General features: G+C 53.7%; 13 protein-coding genes and 1 pseudogene. 10 read left to right on the top strand and 4 right to left on the bottom strand.

Annotated features, from left to right (window positions below):
• The first annotated feature begins 216 nt into the window (after window positions 1-216).
• Complete coding sequence (gene treS, locus EM595_RS15720) at window positions 217-2,298, top strand: maltose alpha-D-glucosyltransferase (protein WP_067434205.1); 2,082 nt, start codon at window positions 217-219, stop codon at window positions 2,296-2,298.
• Between the two features lie 77 nt (window positions 2,299-2,375).
• On the opposite strand, the gene EM595_RS15715 is transcribed toward treS, so the two are convergent.
• Window positions 2,376-2,900, bottom strand: coding sequence for an isochorismatase family protein (locus EM595_RS15715; protein WP_067434202.1), 525 nt, complete (start codon window positions 2,898-2,900; stop codon window positions 2,376-2,378).
• A gap of 108 nt (window positions 2,901-3,008) precedes the next feature.
• Between EM595_RS15715 and EM595_RS15710 the strand changes: the two genes are divergently transcribed.
• Together EM595_RS15710 and EM595_RS15705 are read left to right on the top strand one after the other, a co-directional pair.
• Window positions 3,009-3,839: an AraC family transcriptional regulator gene (locus EM595_RS15710; RefSeq protein ID WP_067434199.1), complete on the top strand. Its 831-nt coding sequence runs from the start codon at window positions 3,009-3,011 to the stop codon at window positions 3,837-3,839.
• A gap of 75 nt (window positions 3,840-3,914) precedes the next feature.
• The gene (locus EM595_RS15705; RefSeq protein WP_067434195.1) at window positions 3,915-4,871 is read left to right on the top strand and encodes a DMT family transporter; all 957 of its coding nucleotides are present in this window, start codon (window positions 3,915-3,917) and stop codon (window positions 4,869-4,871) included.
• 958 nt (window positions 4,872-5,829) lie between these two features.
• Here the strand turns inward: EM595_RS15705 and EM595_RS15700 are convergent.
• Window positions 5,830-6,225, bottom strand: coding sequence for a transposase (locus EM595_RS15700; protein WP_067434192.1), 396 nt, complete (start codon window positions 6,223-6,225; stop codon window positions 5,830-5,832).
• 529 nt (window positions 6,226-6,754) lie between these two features.
• On the opposite strand from EM595_RS15700, the gene EM595_RS15695 reads away from it, so the two are divergent.
• Entirely contained in the window at window positions 6,755-8,011 is a 1,257-nt protein-coding gene (locus tag EM595_RS15695) for an MATE family efflux transporter (protein WP_067434189.1), read from the top strand.
• A complete protein-coding gene (locus EM595_RS15690; RefSeq protein WP_067434186.1) occupies window positions 8,008-8,967 on the top strand; it encodes an ATP-grasp fold amidoligase family protein in 960 nt (319 codons plus the stop codon). The genes EM595_RS15695 and EM595_RS15690 overlap by 4 nt, the downstream gene beginning before the upstream one ends.
• A gap of 61 nt (window positions 8,968-9,028) precedes the next feature.
• Here the strand turns inward: EM595_RS15690 and EM595_RS15685 are convergent, their stop codons facing one another.
• On the bottom strand, window positions 9,029-9,310 hold the full coding sequence (locus EM595_RS15685) for a YjcB family protein (RefSeq protein ID WP_067434183.1): 282 nt from the start codon (window positions 9,308-9,310) through the stop codon (window positions 9,029-9,031).
• Window positions 9,311-10,166: 856 nt separating this feature from the next.
• Here EM595_RS15685 and dgcN point away from each other — a divergent pair.
• Complete coding sequence (gene dgcN / locus EM595_RS15680) at window positions 10,167-11,453, top strand: diguanylate cyclase DgcN/YfiN (protein WP_067434180.1); 1,287 nt, start codon at window positions 10,167-10,169, stop codon at window positions 11,451-11,453.
• Here dgcN and soxS read toward each other — a convergent pair.
• Window positions 11,441-11,893, bottom strand: coding sequence for a superoxide response transcriptional regulator SoxS (gene soxS / locus EM595_RS15675; protein ID WP_067434177.1), 453 nt, complete (start codon window positions 11,891-11,893; stop codon window positions 11,441-11,443). The two genes, dgcN and soxS, sit on opposite strands and share 13 nt — an antisense overlap.
• Before the next feature lie 84 nt (window positions 11,894-11,977).
• Here soxS and soxR point away from each other — a divergent pair, with 84 nt between their 5' ends.
• The 4 genes and pseudogenes from soxR to EM595_RS15660 all read left to right on the top strand — a co-directional run bounded on the left by soxR (window position 11,978) and on the right by EM595_RS15660 (window position 14,829).
• Window positions 11,978-12,451 carry a redox-sensitive transcriptional activator SoxR gene (gene soxR, locus EM595_RS15670; protein WP_067434174.1) on the top strand — a complete coding sequence of 158 codons (474 nt, stop codon included), beginning with the start codon at window positions 11,978-11,980 and terminating at the stop codon, window positions 12,449-12,451.
• 48 nt (window positions 12,452-12,499) lie between these two features.
• Window positions 12,500-12,721, top strand: a pseudogene (locus EM595_RS21545) (glutathione S-transferase N-terminal domain-containing protein); the annotation flags it as partial.
• A 153-nt stretch (window positions 12,722-12,874) separates the two neighbouring features.
• Window positions 12,875-13,168 carry a glutathione binding-like protein gene (locus EM595_RS21540; RefSeq protein ID WP_419190155.1) on the top strand — a complete coding sequence of 98 codons (294 nt, stop codon included), beginning with the start codon at window positions 12,875-12,877 and terminating at the stop codon, window positions 13,166-13,168.
• Window positions 13,169-13,479: 311 nt separating this feature from the next.
• Window positions 13,480-14,829: an NCS2 family permease gene (locus tag EM595_RS15660; RefSeq protein WP_067435565.1), complete on the top strand. Its 1,350-nt coding sequence runs from the start codon at window positions 13,480-13,482 to the stop codon at window positions 14,827-14,829.
• Window positions 14,830-15,004: the final 175 nt, after the last annotated feature.

The raw sequence follows: 15,004 nt of genomic DNA, 5'->3' as shown, positions 1-15,004 counted from the left end.
GTGGATCATTTATGCCGATTCACTATGCTATACGTTCCTGATTGTGTGCTGCCTGCCTGACCCTGAACGGTGAGGCGTTTACTGGCTGCCTGGGCTAACGCAGATAAAGCCGGGCTCTTCATGTCGAGGATGGCCTGAAAGGCCGACCCACCTCAGCCCCCCAGCGCGGTATAAGTTCTTAATGGCTCCGCAGAGAGTCCTGACGTGAGGATAATTATGACCGTACCGAAAGCCGAGTATGTCCAGTGGCTGCTTGAAAACTCTATGCTGGAAAAGATCCGTCAACGCACCCGCCTTTATAGCGGTCAGGCCCGCATGTGGATGAATCCCTATGCGGAAGCGAGGCCGCGCGGCGCGTCTGCCACCGCATCGGTGTGGTTCGCCGCCTATCCGGGGTCAATCATCACCGCTGGCGAGGACTCCGTATTGAAAACCCTGAGCAGCCCGGAGCTGTGGCAGCAGTTTGCCAGCATCGGCATTCAGGCGATCCACACCGGGCCGACCAAGATGGGCGGCGGACTCAGCGGCTACGACGCCACGCCGTCAATCGATGGCAACTTTGACCGTATTTCGCTGGAGATCGATTCACGTTTCGGCACGCTTGAAGAGTATGTCGCTATCAGCCGTCAGGCATCGGTACACAATGCCATCGTCATTGATGACGTCATTCCTTCGCATACCGGTAAAGGCGCTGATTTCCGGCTGGCGGAACTGGCTTATGGCGATTATCCCGGCCTGTATCATATGGTTGAAATCAAAGAAGAGGACTGGGCGCATCTGCCGCAGGTGCCGGAAGGGCGCGATGCGGTAAACCTGATGCCGGATACCGTGGATCTGCTGCGCGAAAAAGGCTACATCGTCGGCCAGCTGCAGCGTGTGATCTTCTTTGAGCCAGGCATTAAAGAGACCGACTGGAGCGCCACGCTGCCGATTACCGGCGTTGACGGTAAAGTGCGTCGCTGGGTGTATCTGCACTACTTCAAAGAGGGGCAGCCGTCGCTCAACTGGCTCGACCCGAGCTTTGCTGCCCAGCAGCTGATCATTGGCGATGCGCTGCATTGTCTCGATGTGATGGGCGCGCGCGGGCTGCGTCTGGATGCCAACGGCTTCCTTGGCGTCGAACGTCGTCAGAGCGGCAAGGCCTGGTCAGAAAGCCATCCGCTGTCGGTAACCGGCAATCAGCTGCTTGGCGGCATGATCCGCAAGGCGGGCGGCTTCAGCTTCCAGGAACTCAACCTGGCCATCGACGACATTGCCATGATGTCGAAAGGCGGTTCGGATCTGTCGTATGACTTCATCACGCGTCCTGCTTATCAGCATGCGCTGATGACTGGCGACACCGAATTTCTACGCATGATGCTGCGCAAGGTGCATGAATATGGCATCGATCCCGCCTCGCTGATTCACGCCCTGCAAAACCACGATGAGCTGACCACCGAGCTGGTGCACTTCTGGACGCTGCACGCCGAAGATAACTTCTCCTTTAACGGTCAGATGCTGCCTGGCGCGATCCTGCGTGAGCACATTCGTGAAACCATGTATGAAAAATTGTGCGGTGCCCATGCGCCTTACAACATGCGCTTTGTGACCAACGGCATCGCCTGTACCAGCGCCAGCGTGGCGGCGGCGGCGCTCGGCATCCGCGATCTCAGCACCATCAACAGCGACGACATCGAACGCATCAAACAGCTTCATCTGCTGCTGGCGATGTACAACGCGCTGCAGCCTGGCGTGTTCGCTCTGTCCGGTTGGGATCTGGTTGGCGCGCTGCCGCTGAATCCGGATCAGGTCAGCGATCGTATGGCCGATGGTGATACGCGCTGGATCCAGCGTGGTGCCTACGATCTGGCGGATGTCGATCCCGAGGCGGCGTTCTCAAAAGATGGATTGCCAAAAGCGACCGCGCTATACGGTAGCCTGAGCCATCAGCTCAACGATCCCGATTCATTTGCCAATAAGCTGAAGCAGATCCTGCGGATCCGTCAGGATTATGGCATTGCCGCCAGTAAGCAGCTGGCGATTCCTGACGTGCAGTCGCCGGGGCTGTTGGTGATGGTGCATGAACTGCCGGCTGGCCGCGGCATTCAGATCACCGCGCTGAATTTCAGTGCGGTAGCGATTCAGGAGACGATGGTGCTGGAGAACGTGGCGCCGGGTGCAGTGGTCGATATGCTGCATGAAACGCTGGAAGGCGATCTGCAGGAGAACGGCGAATTCGTGTTTAACCTGGAGCCTTATGAAGGGCTCTGCCTGCGCGTCGTGAGCGCGCTGCCAAGCATTAACACTGACGTTTACTGATGTGGACGCGGCCTCTCAGGCCGCACAGCAAAAAGGCGCCGGATTGGGCGCCTTTTTTTATGCCATGACGTCAGGGTTCAGCTGCGCCACTGCTGCAAAATAGCCGCGCTTTCCACGACCTGGATAGCGTTGCCCGGCAGCGACAGCGATGCCCACACTTCATTGTGCTGGCCGATGAGCTGTTCGGCGCTGGCAAAGGTGCGATCGGCGGTGGTGTGCGCATCAGCGGCAACCGTGACGCGAAAGCCTTTGGTGGCCGCGGTTTTCACCGTGCAGTCCACGCAGTAGTCGGTCGCGCAGCCGCAAATCACAAAGCCACGGTGCGCGCCGGCAGTCAGCTGCGCTTCCAGCGTGGTGTGCCAAAAACTGTCGCAGGCGGTTTTATTAATGTAGAGCGCGTTGGCCGGTTGTTCGATCTCCGGCAGCAGCTGCCAGGCCTCACTGTCGGGCTGCATCTCGCCTTCAACATGCTGAATGAAAATCGTCTGGTGCGCCGCAGCGATAAGTTGGTTGATGCGCTCAACGCGACCCGCCTGATCAAAGCGCGGCTGGGCAAAGACGCCCCGTTGCATATCGATCACTACCAACACCGATGTTTCCATTGCTGCCTCTGCTTATAGAAGAAAGAAAACGAGTGTCGCCTGGCGGGACGTGGACGGCAATCTATTCCTGATGCACACTTGCCTCAGTAAGATTTTCCGGAGTGGATCATGAATGTGGTGCCTGCGCAGTTTCCCTGTGAAAAAGATCGGGCGCAGTTTCGTCAGCTGGCGGGACTGTCCGGCGTTGAGCTTTATCACGCGCATATCTCGCGCTACGCCTTTGAGCCCCATACGCATGAGGCGTTCGGCATCGGCACTATTGATGCAGGCGTACAGCGCTTTCGCTATCGCGGCACCAGCTATCTGGCACCGGCAGATTCCCTGATCATGATGAACCCGGACGAACTGCATACCGGCGAATCCGCCTGCGATCAGGGCTGGCGTTATCGCATGATCTATCTGCAACCGGCCATGCTGGAGCAGCTAACCGGTGAATCTGGCTGGTGGTTCAGTGAGGTCATGCATCAGGACATCCGACTGACTCAGCGGGTCGCGCAGCTGGTGTCACAGATGTGGCACAGCGAATCGACGCTGGCCGGGCAGGGCACGCTGCTGCAGCTGATTGACGCGCTGCGCCCGCAGGCGCGTATCGGCAATCCGTTACGGCGGGAGGCGGGTCATCGTTTCGATATCGTGCGCGACTATCTGCGCGAGCACTATGCCGAAAACGTCACGCTTGAGCAGCTCGCCCAGCTGGTAGCGCTGTCGCCGTGGCACTTTCAGCGCGCCTTTCGCCAGCATTATCACGTAACGCCGCATCAGATGCTGATGGCTTTTCGGCTGTACGAAGCGAAGCTGCGGCTGGCGTGCGGCCATGCCGCCGCTCAGGTGGCGCTGGAGGTGGGCTTGAGCGATCAGGCGCATCTGACACGCTGTTTCGCTCACCGCTACGGCATCACGCCGGTGCGTTATCAAAAGCAGATGCTGCTGACGCGCTAAAAGCGCAATCTCCTACAATATTTTCCCGCGCCAGCCTGACAGACTCGCTTTTTTGCATAAGCATACGAGATCACTATGTTCGCTGGCGTACTTTTTGCCCTTGCCGCAGGCTTGATGTGGGGGTTGATTTTTGTTGGGCCGGAAATCGTGCCCGATTATCCGGGCGCGTTGCAGTCGGCTGGCCGCTACGTTGCCTTTGGTTTAATTGCCCTGCCGCTGGCATGGTTTGATCGGCGGCGTCTACGCCAGCTGAGTAAAGCGGACTGGGCAGAAGCCACCCGACTGACGCTGATCGGTAACCTGCTTTATTACTGGTGCCTGGCGTCTGCCATACAGCGCACCGGTGCGCCGGTCTCCACCATGATTATCGGCACGCTGCCGGTGGTCATTTCCGTTAGCGCTAATCTGCTTTATGGCCGCGAAGAGGGCAGGCTCGCCTGGCGTAGTCTGGCACCGGCGCTGCTGTTAATTGCCGCCGGTCTGGTCTGCGTCAATGCCGCCGAGTTGCGCAATGCACCGAGCTTTGACGGCTGGCGATATTGCACCGGCATCGCGCTGGCGGTGGTCGCAGTGGCATGCTGGACGTGGTATCCGCTACGCAATGCTCGCTGGCTGCGCGCCAACCCCGATAAAAAGCCCGCCACCTGGGCGACGGCACAGGGTATAGTCACACTGCCCTTAGCGCTGATCGCCTGGCTGCTGGTTACTATTATGTTGGGCAGCCAGCAGCCTGACTTCGTCCTGCCTTTTGGCCCGCGGCCTGAACTCTTCCTTTCCCTGATGCTGGTGATTGGCCTGCTCTGTTCGTGGCTGGGTACCCGCTGCTGGAATGAAGCCTGTCAGCGGCTGCCCACAGTTATTGTTGGTCCGCTAATCGTTTTCGAGATCCTCGCTGGGCTGGCCTATAGCTTTATGCTGCGTCAAAGCTGGCCCCCTTTGCTGACCTTATGTGGTATTGGCTGTCTGCTCACGGGCGTGATCGTGGCGATGCGGATAAAACCGCAGCCAAAAATTGGCGCGATAAATAATTAGGCCATGAATATATTGCTGAGGAAATAATATTTATTATGCAGGGTAGTCAGGGCTAATTTAGGATTATCGCTACATTAACAAGCTGTTATACAAGGCAAAAGCATCCCGCTTTTGCCTTTTTTATCTGACGAAACGGTAAATAAGCGCAGCGAGTGAGAGCGTTTCCACCGTCAGGCGGTGGTGTGATGCCTGTTTCATAGCCTGTTTTCTGTCACTTTGCCGCGCCAGTTATCACTTTATTAACAATAATCGCCCTGGGTCACACCTTCAGGTTGCTGCGGCGTGCATAAAAGCAGCGCAAATCGCCGTGTAAAACGCCGCTTGCCACTGGATTTAGTCCGGCTTCAGCATGGGTTGAGCTCATTCTGGCCCTGAGAAAGCCTGCTATGGTGCCACTTAAAGGTGTGTTGAATGGAGAAAGCAGGCAATTAACGCTGCATTCTACTCGCGTTGACAGGTTAACTTTGTGAATGATTTATTGGCTTAATTGGTTATATAGTGATCAATAGACGCGGGCAGAGATAAGAAATGGTAAACAGCGTGCGAGAAATGTAAAGGCCTTTACAATTGAAGCCCTGTCGCAGAGGGATTCCATGTCTTCTTTTGAACGGAAAGGTTTTCAGGTCCAGTATAAAATGCAGTTTTTTAGAATTCAACTTTGCGGCTGCGTTTACACAAACTTAACAGGAATTGAGCGGCTGAACGCCGCTTCAATGAGAGAGTCTTCATTAAGGAAAGGGAACCAATCTCATAGCAATGAGATTGGGGTTTCACTAAGTGACTTAAAATAAAAGGATTTATCTGGTGCTAGCATTGCATAAATTAAACAAAGGCTAAAAGTGACAAATTAATTATCAGAAATCATTATGCTATTTTTCATGCCTTGAGCGTTCTGATTAGATTTCCATAAGATAGCAAATAAGAACAATTCTCAAACCAGTCGCAAGAAATCCCAGTATTATTGGGTGTCACTGCTTGATGGATAATGGTAAACGCTGCGGCTAATATCGAGTAAACGACAGCTGCGGCGCGTGCCGATATCAAACGTATCCTGAAGATAATTCACCGCCTGACGCTTGTCGTTGGTGGAGAAAAAGTTCTTCAATACGCTTTGAAGCATCTCTTTATCAGAGTTCAGTACCGCCACTTCGCGGGTAAGGTTTTGTAGCTTTTCTTCTAACTCCTTGATTTTTCTTCCCTCTTCAGAGGAAAGGCCGGAGAATTTTTTCTTCCAGCTGTAAAAGGTTGCTTCAGAGATCCCCAGTTCATTACAAATTTCTTTAACTTTGACGCCGCATTCAGAAGCTTTAATAGCGCTGGTGATTTGCTCTTCGCTATATCGTGACTTTCTCATAAACGCTCTTACCTTTCTAATCAATTAATGGATGAGAAATACTGCATTAATCCCTGGTCCTGATCCGGGATGATATTAATACCGTATGTTAAGTTCGCGATTTGAATTGCAGTGGCTAAATTAAAATATTTAGAATAAATATCATCATGGGATTTATCTTATTTTATTCGGCACGACTTTAGACGCCTTTCTCAAAACTGAATTTTGATATAAATTCGTCTCAACCAAAACGGAAAATCTTCTGCAGCCAGACAGAAATTTAGTGACTCATCCTTGCGGTTGGCTCAAACTGTGCCAGGTTGATATCGAAAAAGCTAACTCTCTGAAATCGTTTACATACTCGGATAAATAAATATTAGTAAGATTTATCCTGGAATTAAACTAACTATAAAAATACAGATTATATCTAATTTCGGACCACCCGGTTCTGGAGCGAATATTTATTTCGCCCGAGCTGTTCAGGTTAGGTCATTTTTGGACATGGATGTATTGCCGAGTTGTATGAAGTGGAAACACAAAGGATGCGTCAATGAAATTCAGTGTTATGTCTAACGCCGCCTGGATGATGTCAGAAAAGATTGTCTCCGTGTTTGGTGTCATCTTCGTCACATCATACGTAGCAAAATCGTTCGGCCCTTCCATTTTTGGCCAGATGGCGTTTGCAGCCTCACTGTTTTCGGTGGTGCAAACCATCGCCATGTTCGGCAGTGAAACCATCCTGTTTAAGCACATCAGCCAGAACACAGGCAAGGGTGTAAGGCTGATGAACGTGGCACGCAAGATGCGCATGACGCTGTTGCTGCTGCTTTCGCTGCCGGTGCTGATCTACGTCTGGTACACGATGCCAGAGAACTTTTTGGTGTTCGCCATCGCGTCGTTTTTGTCGGCGATGTTTGTTACGCAGGACACCTTTAGCGTATTCAACAACGCCAGGCTGGCATCGCGGCTGAACACCGTGGCCAACTCAGTTGGCATGCTGCTGAGCTTCTCCATCAGCTTCGCGATTGCCTGGTTCAAATTGAGTCCGCTGCTGCTGAGTCTTTCGGTGGTGGCAGTGACGCTGGTGCCTTACCTGATTAAGCGATTTGCGTTTTATCGCCAGTTTCAGGATGTGGCGCCGCCGAAGAAGCGCAGCGGCACCTATTTGCGCTACCTGATGTATGCCGGACTGCCGCTGGCCATCTCCAGCGTCTTCATCTCGATTCAGGTGAAAATGGCGCAGATGTTTTTGGTAGGCGTCGGTTCAGCGCGTGACCTCGGGCTGTTCGCCGCGGCCAATACCATTTCGGCGTCGTGGATTTTTATCCCGGCGGCCATCATCACTTCAAGCTTCACTGAAATTTTCAGGGAGCGTGCTGAAGTGGCCATAAAGCTGACGGCGAGGCTGAATGGTTATGTTATGGGTGTGTCACTTTTGATGCTTCTCGTCATTGGGCTGTTCGGCGAAAAGGTCATCATTGCTTTATATGGTCATGAATACACACAGTCAGGAAGCCTTGTTACGGTGTTATCGATAGCCACCTGTTTTTCAGCAATGGGAACAGTCGCTTACCGATATATGGTCAAGGAAGGCGGGTTCAATTATCTCCTGAGAAAAGTCGTCTGCCTGATGATCTTCAGCGTGCCGCTGTCGTACTGGTTGATTCAACAGCACGGCATCATGGGCGCAGCGTGGAGCGTATTAATCTCAGAATTTTTGTCTCTAACCGTAATGAATTACTTCTTTAAAAACGGCGTCATTCAAAAAATTCAGGTTTCCTCACTTAACTACAAAACCTACAAATGAGGTCAGTTATGAGCTTTAAAGATGAACTCAGAAGAAGCGTTCTGTATTTCATTAAGAAAATGCCTTGGTCATACCAGGACCGTCTTTACTATTTTCATAAATTCCGCAAGCTGCCGAACATCCGTCAGCCAAAGGTATTCAATGAGAAGGTGCTGTACCGTAAATTCGTCCACGGCGACCATCAGTGCTACAGCAGGCTGTCAGATAAATATCTGGTGCGTGAGTACATCGCAGAAGCGATTGGCGATGAGTACCTGATTCCGCTGCTGCATGAAACCAGCGATCCTACGACGCTGCTGACGCTTGCGTCATGGGACAAAACGGTGATCAAGCCAAACCATGGCTCTAACATGGTGGAAATTCTGCTGCAGGAGCCAGACAGCCTGAAGAAACAGCAGATTATCCAGAGCTGCCATGAGTGGCTGAAAACGGACTTCTCGGGCGAAGCGCGCGAAATCCATTATCGTTATATCAAACCACGCATTCTGGTTGAGCAATATATTGGCGACGGTAAATCGGCCCCGATCGATTACAAGTTCCATATGTTTAATAAGCGTGACGGCAGCTTTGAGTATGTGCTGCAGGTGATCTACAACCGCTCTAATCCAGCGATGTCGATGAACTTTTACGTAAATAACTTACAAGATGCGTACCATAAGATTCGTGATACCGGTTTGGATATCACACCACAGCTGAACTCTCTTAATCATGCGCTGGATCTGAGTAAGAAACTGGCGACAGAATTCGATTACGTCCGTGTAGACTGGTATGTACAGGAAGATCGCATCTATTTTGGTGAGCTGACCTTTACCCCTGGCGCAGGCCTGGTAACCGGTCTGGATCGCGGTCTGAACCAGATGATGGGCGACATGTGGATTCAGGACAGGGCAGGACTGGTGGGAAAGATTGACGCCGTCAACGAAGTAAAAATTCCGGCGATGCTCAAGAAAATCTGAGTGGTTGTCCATAAAAAATGCGAGCCTGTGGCTCGCATTTTTTTTGTCTGCTGTTTAAGCGTTACGGCATTGGCCAGTCCGGCGGTGCCTGGCTGATCACTTCGACAAATACGTCGCGCGTTACCGCCATAAAGCTGTGCAGGTTCTCCATGCTCAGGCTGATGCCCAGCAGACCGGTTACGAACCAACAAGACATGCCCAGCCCAATGCCGCTGAACAGAAAGGCCATCACCGGATGGCTGGTCTGACGACATTTAATCTTAAAAGTGCTGGCGATAAACATCATTACTGCGCTCAACAGTTCCCAACGCATAATCAGAAAACTGGTGGTTAAGGTAGCCATGTGCGAAAAATCCTGCAAAAACAAAGCCTGACAACAGCGATCCGGGTATCACGCGCGGCGCAAAGGCGTGTCAGGGTGGACCCCTGCGGTGGCGCTTTAGTGTGATGTGGATCACATTATATCAGCGGATTTTAAATTTTGAACAAAATTTGTACCCTTTTTCGCGCAAAAAATGGTGCTTGCTGTCGCAGTGAAAGCGTAAGGGAAAATGAAGCATATTTAGCAAGACCCTGGAAAAAGTAATGACGTAAGAGACGTCAGCTAAGAAGTGTTATCACTTTTTAAATACGCGTCATCACGCGGTAACCAATATAATAACCTCTCGCGGTTTCCCTTTATAAGAATTATCCGCAGGACAACCTGAGCAAATAAGGCGTAAAAGCGTAATTTGACTTTATTCGCTTCCGCGTTGTTTATTTAATTATGCAGTTTGCGAGGCGGTTTATTAATCTGGTTTGGTACGCTGCGCTGGCCGGTGATTCCGCTATGACGTGATCGCGCTCACAAACTGCTAAAACCTTTGTATATTAACAGGATAGTGGCGATTATTTGGCTCATTTCGCATCATTATTTTACCAGGCTGTAAACCGAATTTTTCCGAAAAAGCGGCTTTGAGACCATTCTGAAGGGCCAGCACATTGTATAAAACAAAGTTCGACTGTAGGATTTAACAGCAGTTAAATAAGAAAATAATATTTAGCCAAATGTCGCTGTTATTTGAAATAAAAGCGTCGGCACCTTTTTCCCTCAGGGAAATATTTCACCGGAAAATAGCATGCGCATTTGTCATTCAGCATGACCCGCATGTCCTTTGTACCTGGCATGCCGCGGTCATGCCAAAGCCAGGCGAAGAATTATGAACAGCAGCAAAATCATCCCGCCGGACGCACGGCCTGCGCGTCGCCTGCCAGGATTGCGTCAGGCGCTACAGCGTATTCATCTGTTGATTATTATTGCGACATTATTAATTAGTGGCATTTCCATTTCTGCCATCTCGCTCACTACGCTACGCGGCTATGCGGATAACAATCTGCAACTCGCCGCCACGGTGGTCAGTGAACGGGTTCGTGGCGCGCTGGCGCAGCACGACACGCGCAAAGCGCAGGAGATGCTGGGCATGGTGGCGCTGGGTGGCGAGATCGCCAGCGCCGAGATTGTGGATGTGCGGGGGCACCAGCTTGCTCACTGGCAGCGTGCACCTTCAGCGCCGCTTGGGACTTTTGACCGGCATATCGCCCGCTGGCTTTTTCCCCGCCCGCTAATGGCATCGGTGATCGATCGCGATAAAGAGATTGGTCAGGTTTGGATTCATGGCGACGCCACGCCGGTGCTTGGCTGGCTGCGTATGGCATTTTACTGCGTGTTGGGCAGCCTGTTGCTGACCGCCGCGCTGGCCGCCTGGCTGTCGCATCGCATGCAGCGTGGCATTTTGCGCGGCCTGCAAAACATTACTGACGTTGTGCAATATGTCCGCCGTCATCGCGCTTTTGCGCAACGTGTACCCGCTTCGGAGATAGCAGAATTGAATAAGCTCAGTGACGACGTGAACAGCCTGATGGCCGAGCTCGATCGATGGAATAAAACCATGCATCAGGAGAATGCCTCGCTCACGCATCAGGCAACGCACGATCCGCTGACCGGTTTGCCGAATCGCGCCGCGTTTCTGCGCCAGCTTGATGAACGGTTTAATCAGCCTCTGCTGCGCCGCAAGCTGGCGGTGCTCTATATCGATAGCGATCGCTTTAAACAGGTTAACGATCGCTTCGGTCATGCGGCAGGCGATGCCGTATTGCAGGCCACGGCCGCCCGACTGCGCCAGCGGCTACGTCAGGGCGATATCGTTGCTCGTTTGGGTGGCGATGAGTTTGCGGTGATTTTGCATGATGTGCACTGCATTGAAGATGCAGGCGAAGTGGCGCAGCAGCTGAACGAGGTGATGCAGGCGCCGATAACGTTACCGCAGGGTATGCAACTGGTGCAGTCAATCAGTATTGGCGCCGCGATGGCCTGTCAATTCTCCAGCGCTGCCGCCTTGCTGGCCCAGGCTGATGCGGCGATGTATCACATCAAGGAAACGGGCGGCGGCTGGTATGTTTCGCCCGATTGCTGGCTGTCGGCGGAACGCACGCGTCAAACCGCCTGAGCCCGCTCCTGGCCTGCCGGGCGCAGCGGGCAACATTCGCCGGTGGTGCGCTGGGCAAAGCTGCCGCTTTCTGTACAGTCAAAACCAATTTTTTGCGCACGCTGCAGGTTCTGGCGGCGCATGCTGTGCCGATAGGCGGTCGGCGTTTGTGAGAACTGCCGCCGGAACACGCGCGAAAACGTCTGCTGCGAATCAAAACCGTACTGCATAGCAATATCGTAAACCGCGCGCTGGCTGTGACACAGCGCCTCAGCGGCCATGGTCAGACGCCGCTCGCGAATGTAGCCACCCAGGGTCTGACGGGTCACGCTACGAAACATCCGCTGTAAATGCCATTTCGAATAGCCCGACTTCGCCGCCACCTCATCAATCGACAGCGTCTTGTCCAGGTTCTGATCAATCCAGTCAGTCAGAGAGTGAATTATCTCTTCATGCATCATAGCCTTATCCTTCCTCGCGAGAGGTGTACGGTTTCAATGGGAAAGGAGTATAATTCCTCAAGTTAACTTGAGGTAAAGAGCCAGATGAAAAAAGTTCGCAATACGCCAAAACCGGTGCTGACGCCGGGAGAAGTAGCCAAACGCAGCGGTGTTGCGGTCTCTGCACTGCATTTTTATGAGGCAAAAGGGTTGATCGCCAGCACGCGCAACGGCGGCAATCAGCGGCGCTATGGCCGTGATGTATTACGTCGCGTCGCCATTATTAAAATCGCCCAGCGCATCGGCATTCCTCTGGCGACGGTCAGCGAAAGCCTGGCGCACCTGCCGGGCGATAAGCGGATGTCGGACAGCGCCTGGCAACAGCTGACACAGCAGTGGCGCGCCGAGCTGGATAACCGCATCGCCACGCTGACTCGCCTGCGCGACGATCTCGATGGCTGCATCGGCTGCGGCTGTTTATCGATGCGTGACTGCCCACTGCGCAACCCAGGCGATCGGCTGGGCGAGCAGGGCACCGGCGCTATCCTGCTCGATCCGGATCAGGATGAGCGGAGCTGATCGCCGACTCAACTATACTGGTTGCACGTCTCCTGAGAGGAAGTGCTAATGATCACCGTACATCATCTGAATAACTCGCGTTCGCAGCGGGTGTTGTGGCTGCTGGAAGAGCTGGAAGCGCCTTATCAAATCAAACGCTATGAGCGTGAAAAGAGCATGCTGGCGCCAGACGCGTTAAAGCAGGTCCATCCGCTGGGCAAAGCGCCAATTATTACCGACGGCAACCGGGTGATCGCCGAATCGGGCGCCATCCTTGAGTATCTCAGCGAGCGATACGACAGCGAACAGCGACTAACCCTGACCGATGATGATGAACGTCTGCAGTCGCGCTACTGGCTGCACTACGCCGAAGGCTCACTGATGCCGCTGGTGGTGATGAAGCTGATTTTTGGCCGCATGGGCAAAGCGCCGGTGCCGCTGCTAATGCGTCCGATTGGCGCCGCTTTTGGTAACGGCGTGCAAAAAGCCTGGCTCGATAAGCAGGTCGCCACCCACCGAGACTTCATTGAGCAACATTTACAGCGCCATCCGTGGTTTGCTGGCCAGCATTTCAGCATCGCTGACGTACAGATGAGTTTTCCGCTGCAGGGCCTGGCGGCGCGCAGCAGCCTTGATAACGCGCCAGCGATTCGCAGCTGGCTGGAAAAAATTACCCAGCGTGCTGCCTGGCAGCGGGCGATCAAGCAGGGCGGAGAGCTTAATCTCAGCGGCGGGTAACGCCACTGTTGCGCAATGGCATGCTATGGCAATTGCGCAACGCCAAAGGTTCTCTTCAGCGCTGGCTCCTGCCGCGCTTTTTTTGATTTTGCGCCATGCTTGCCGTAATTATCCTCGTTCAGCCGCAATCAGCAGTTGAAAAAGCGCCAGCAAAGACCGGATAATCCCCTGCCTTTTTTAACCGCCGCGCTAATGCGGCGTTTTTATTAACGATCAGGTAAACGTTTGCCTTGTGATGCACAGGGCAAAACATGGCCCCAGCGCCGTCTGATCACAGCAGCATTTTTATCACTCTTCAGAGGTTTTTCGTTATGTCGACCGACTCGCGTCCCGCTCGCGGTAAGCTTGATGCCTGGTTTTGTCTCTCAGCCCGTGGATCAAGCGTGCGCCAGGAGATTGTTGCCGGGCTGACCACCTTTCTTGCCATGGTCTATTCCGTCATTGTGGTGCCGGTTATGCTGGGCAAAGCGGGTTTTCCGCCAACGGCGGTGTTTGTCGCTACCTGTCTGGTGGCCAGCGTCGGGTCGATCGTCATGGGCCTGTGGGCCAATCTGCCGTTGGCGATTGGTTGCGCCATCTCGCTGACCGCTTTTACCGCCTTTAGCCTGGTGCTGGGGCAGCAGATCAGCATTCCGGTGGCGCTGGGTGCGGTATTTCTGATGGGCGTGCTGTTTACGCTGATTTCGGTGACCGGCATTCGTGGCTGGATCCTGCGTAATTTGCCCACCGGCGTGGCGCACGGCACCGGCATCGGCATCGGCCTGTTCCTGATGTTGATCGCCGCCGACAGCGTCGGGCTGGTGGTGAAAAACAGCGGTGCAGGCCTGCCGGTAGCGCTGGGGCATTTCCCGTCGTTTCCGGTGATCATGACGCTGCTCGGCCTGGCGGCTATTTTTGGCCTGGAGAAACGTCGCGTGCCGGGCGGCATCCTGATGACCATCATTGCTATTTCCATTGCCGGTCTGATTTTCGACCCGGCGGTGAGCTATCAGGGCCTGTTCGCCATGCCAAGCCTGACCGATGCCAGCGGCCACTCCACGCTGCTGAGCCTGGATATCCTCGGTGCCTTGCAGCCAGTGGTGCTGCCGAGCGTGCTGGCGCTGGTGATGACCGCGGTATTCGATGCCACCGGCACCATCCGTGCGGTCGCCGGGCAGGCTAACCTGCTGGATAAAGATGGCCAGATCCTCAACGGCGGACGCGCGCTGACCACCGACTCCTTCAGCAGCATTTTTGCTGGCCTGGTGGGTGCGTCGCCGGCGGCGGTGTATATCGAGTCGGCGGCCGGAACGGCGGCGGGCGGTAAAACCGGCTTAACCGCCATCGTGGTTGGGCTGCTGTTTCTGCTGATCCTGTTTATGTCACCGCTGGCTTATCTGGTTCCGGCTTACGCCACCGCGCCAGCGTTGATGTATGTCGGCCTGCTGATGCTGAGCAACGTGGCAAAAATCGACTTTGGTGATTTTGTCGATGCGATGGCCGGGTTGGTCACCGCAGTGTTTATTGTACTGACCTGTAACATCGTCACCGGCATCATGCTCGGTTTCGGTACGCTGGTGATTGGCCGCCTGTTTGCTGGTGAATGGCGCAAGCTGAACGTCGGCACCGTGGTCATCGCCATCGCACTGGCGCTGTTCTATGCTGGCGGCTGGGCAATTTAACTTCGCTGCTCTCCCGCCATTTTGCTAAAAATGGCGGGATCCTCTTGTATCAACCGCGATAATTCCGCTTTTCGCACGTGAGGTTTTTTTTCCCGTGCCGTTTTGTTTTACACTTTCCCGGCACACACTCCCCGAACGTTATTCCACGCCTGCGTAAGAAGAGGCTTTAAGGACA

It is taken from the genome of Duffyella gerundensis, from assembly GCF_001517405.1.
Taxonomy (GTDB): domain Bacteria; phylum Pseudomonadota; class Gammaproteobacteria; order Enterobacterales; family Enterobacteriaceae; genus Duffyella; species Duffyella gerundensis.
The sequence above is the reverse complement of the archived record's forward strand: the minus strand, read 5'-3'. Positions and strand labels throughout refer to the sequence as shown.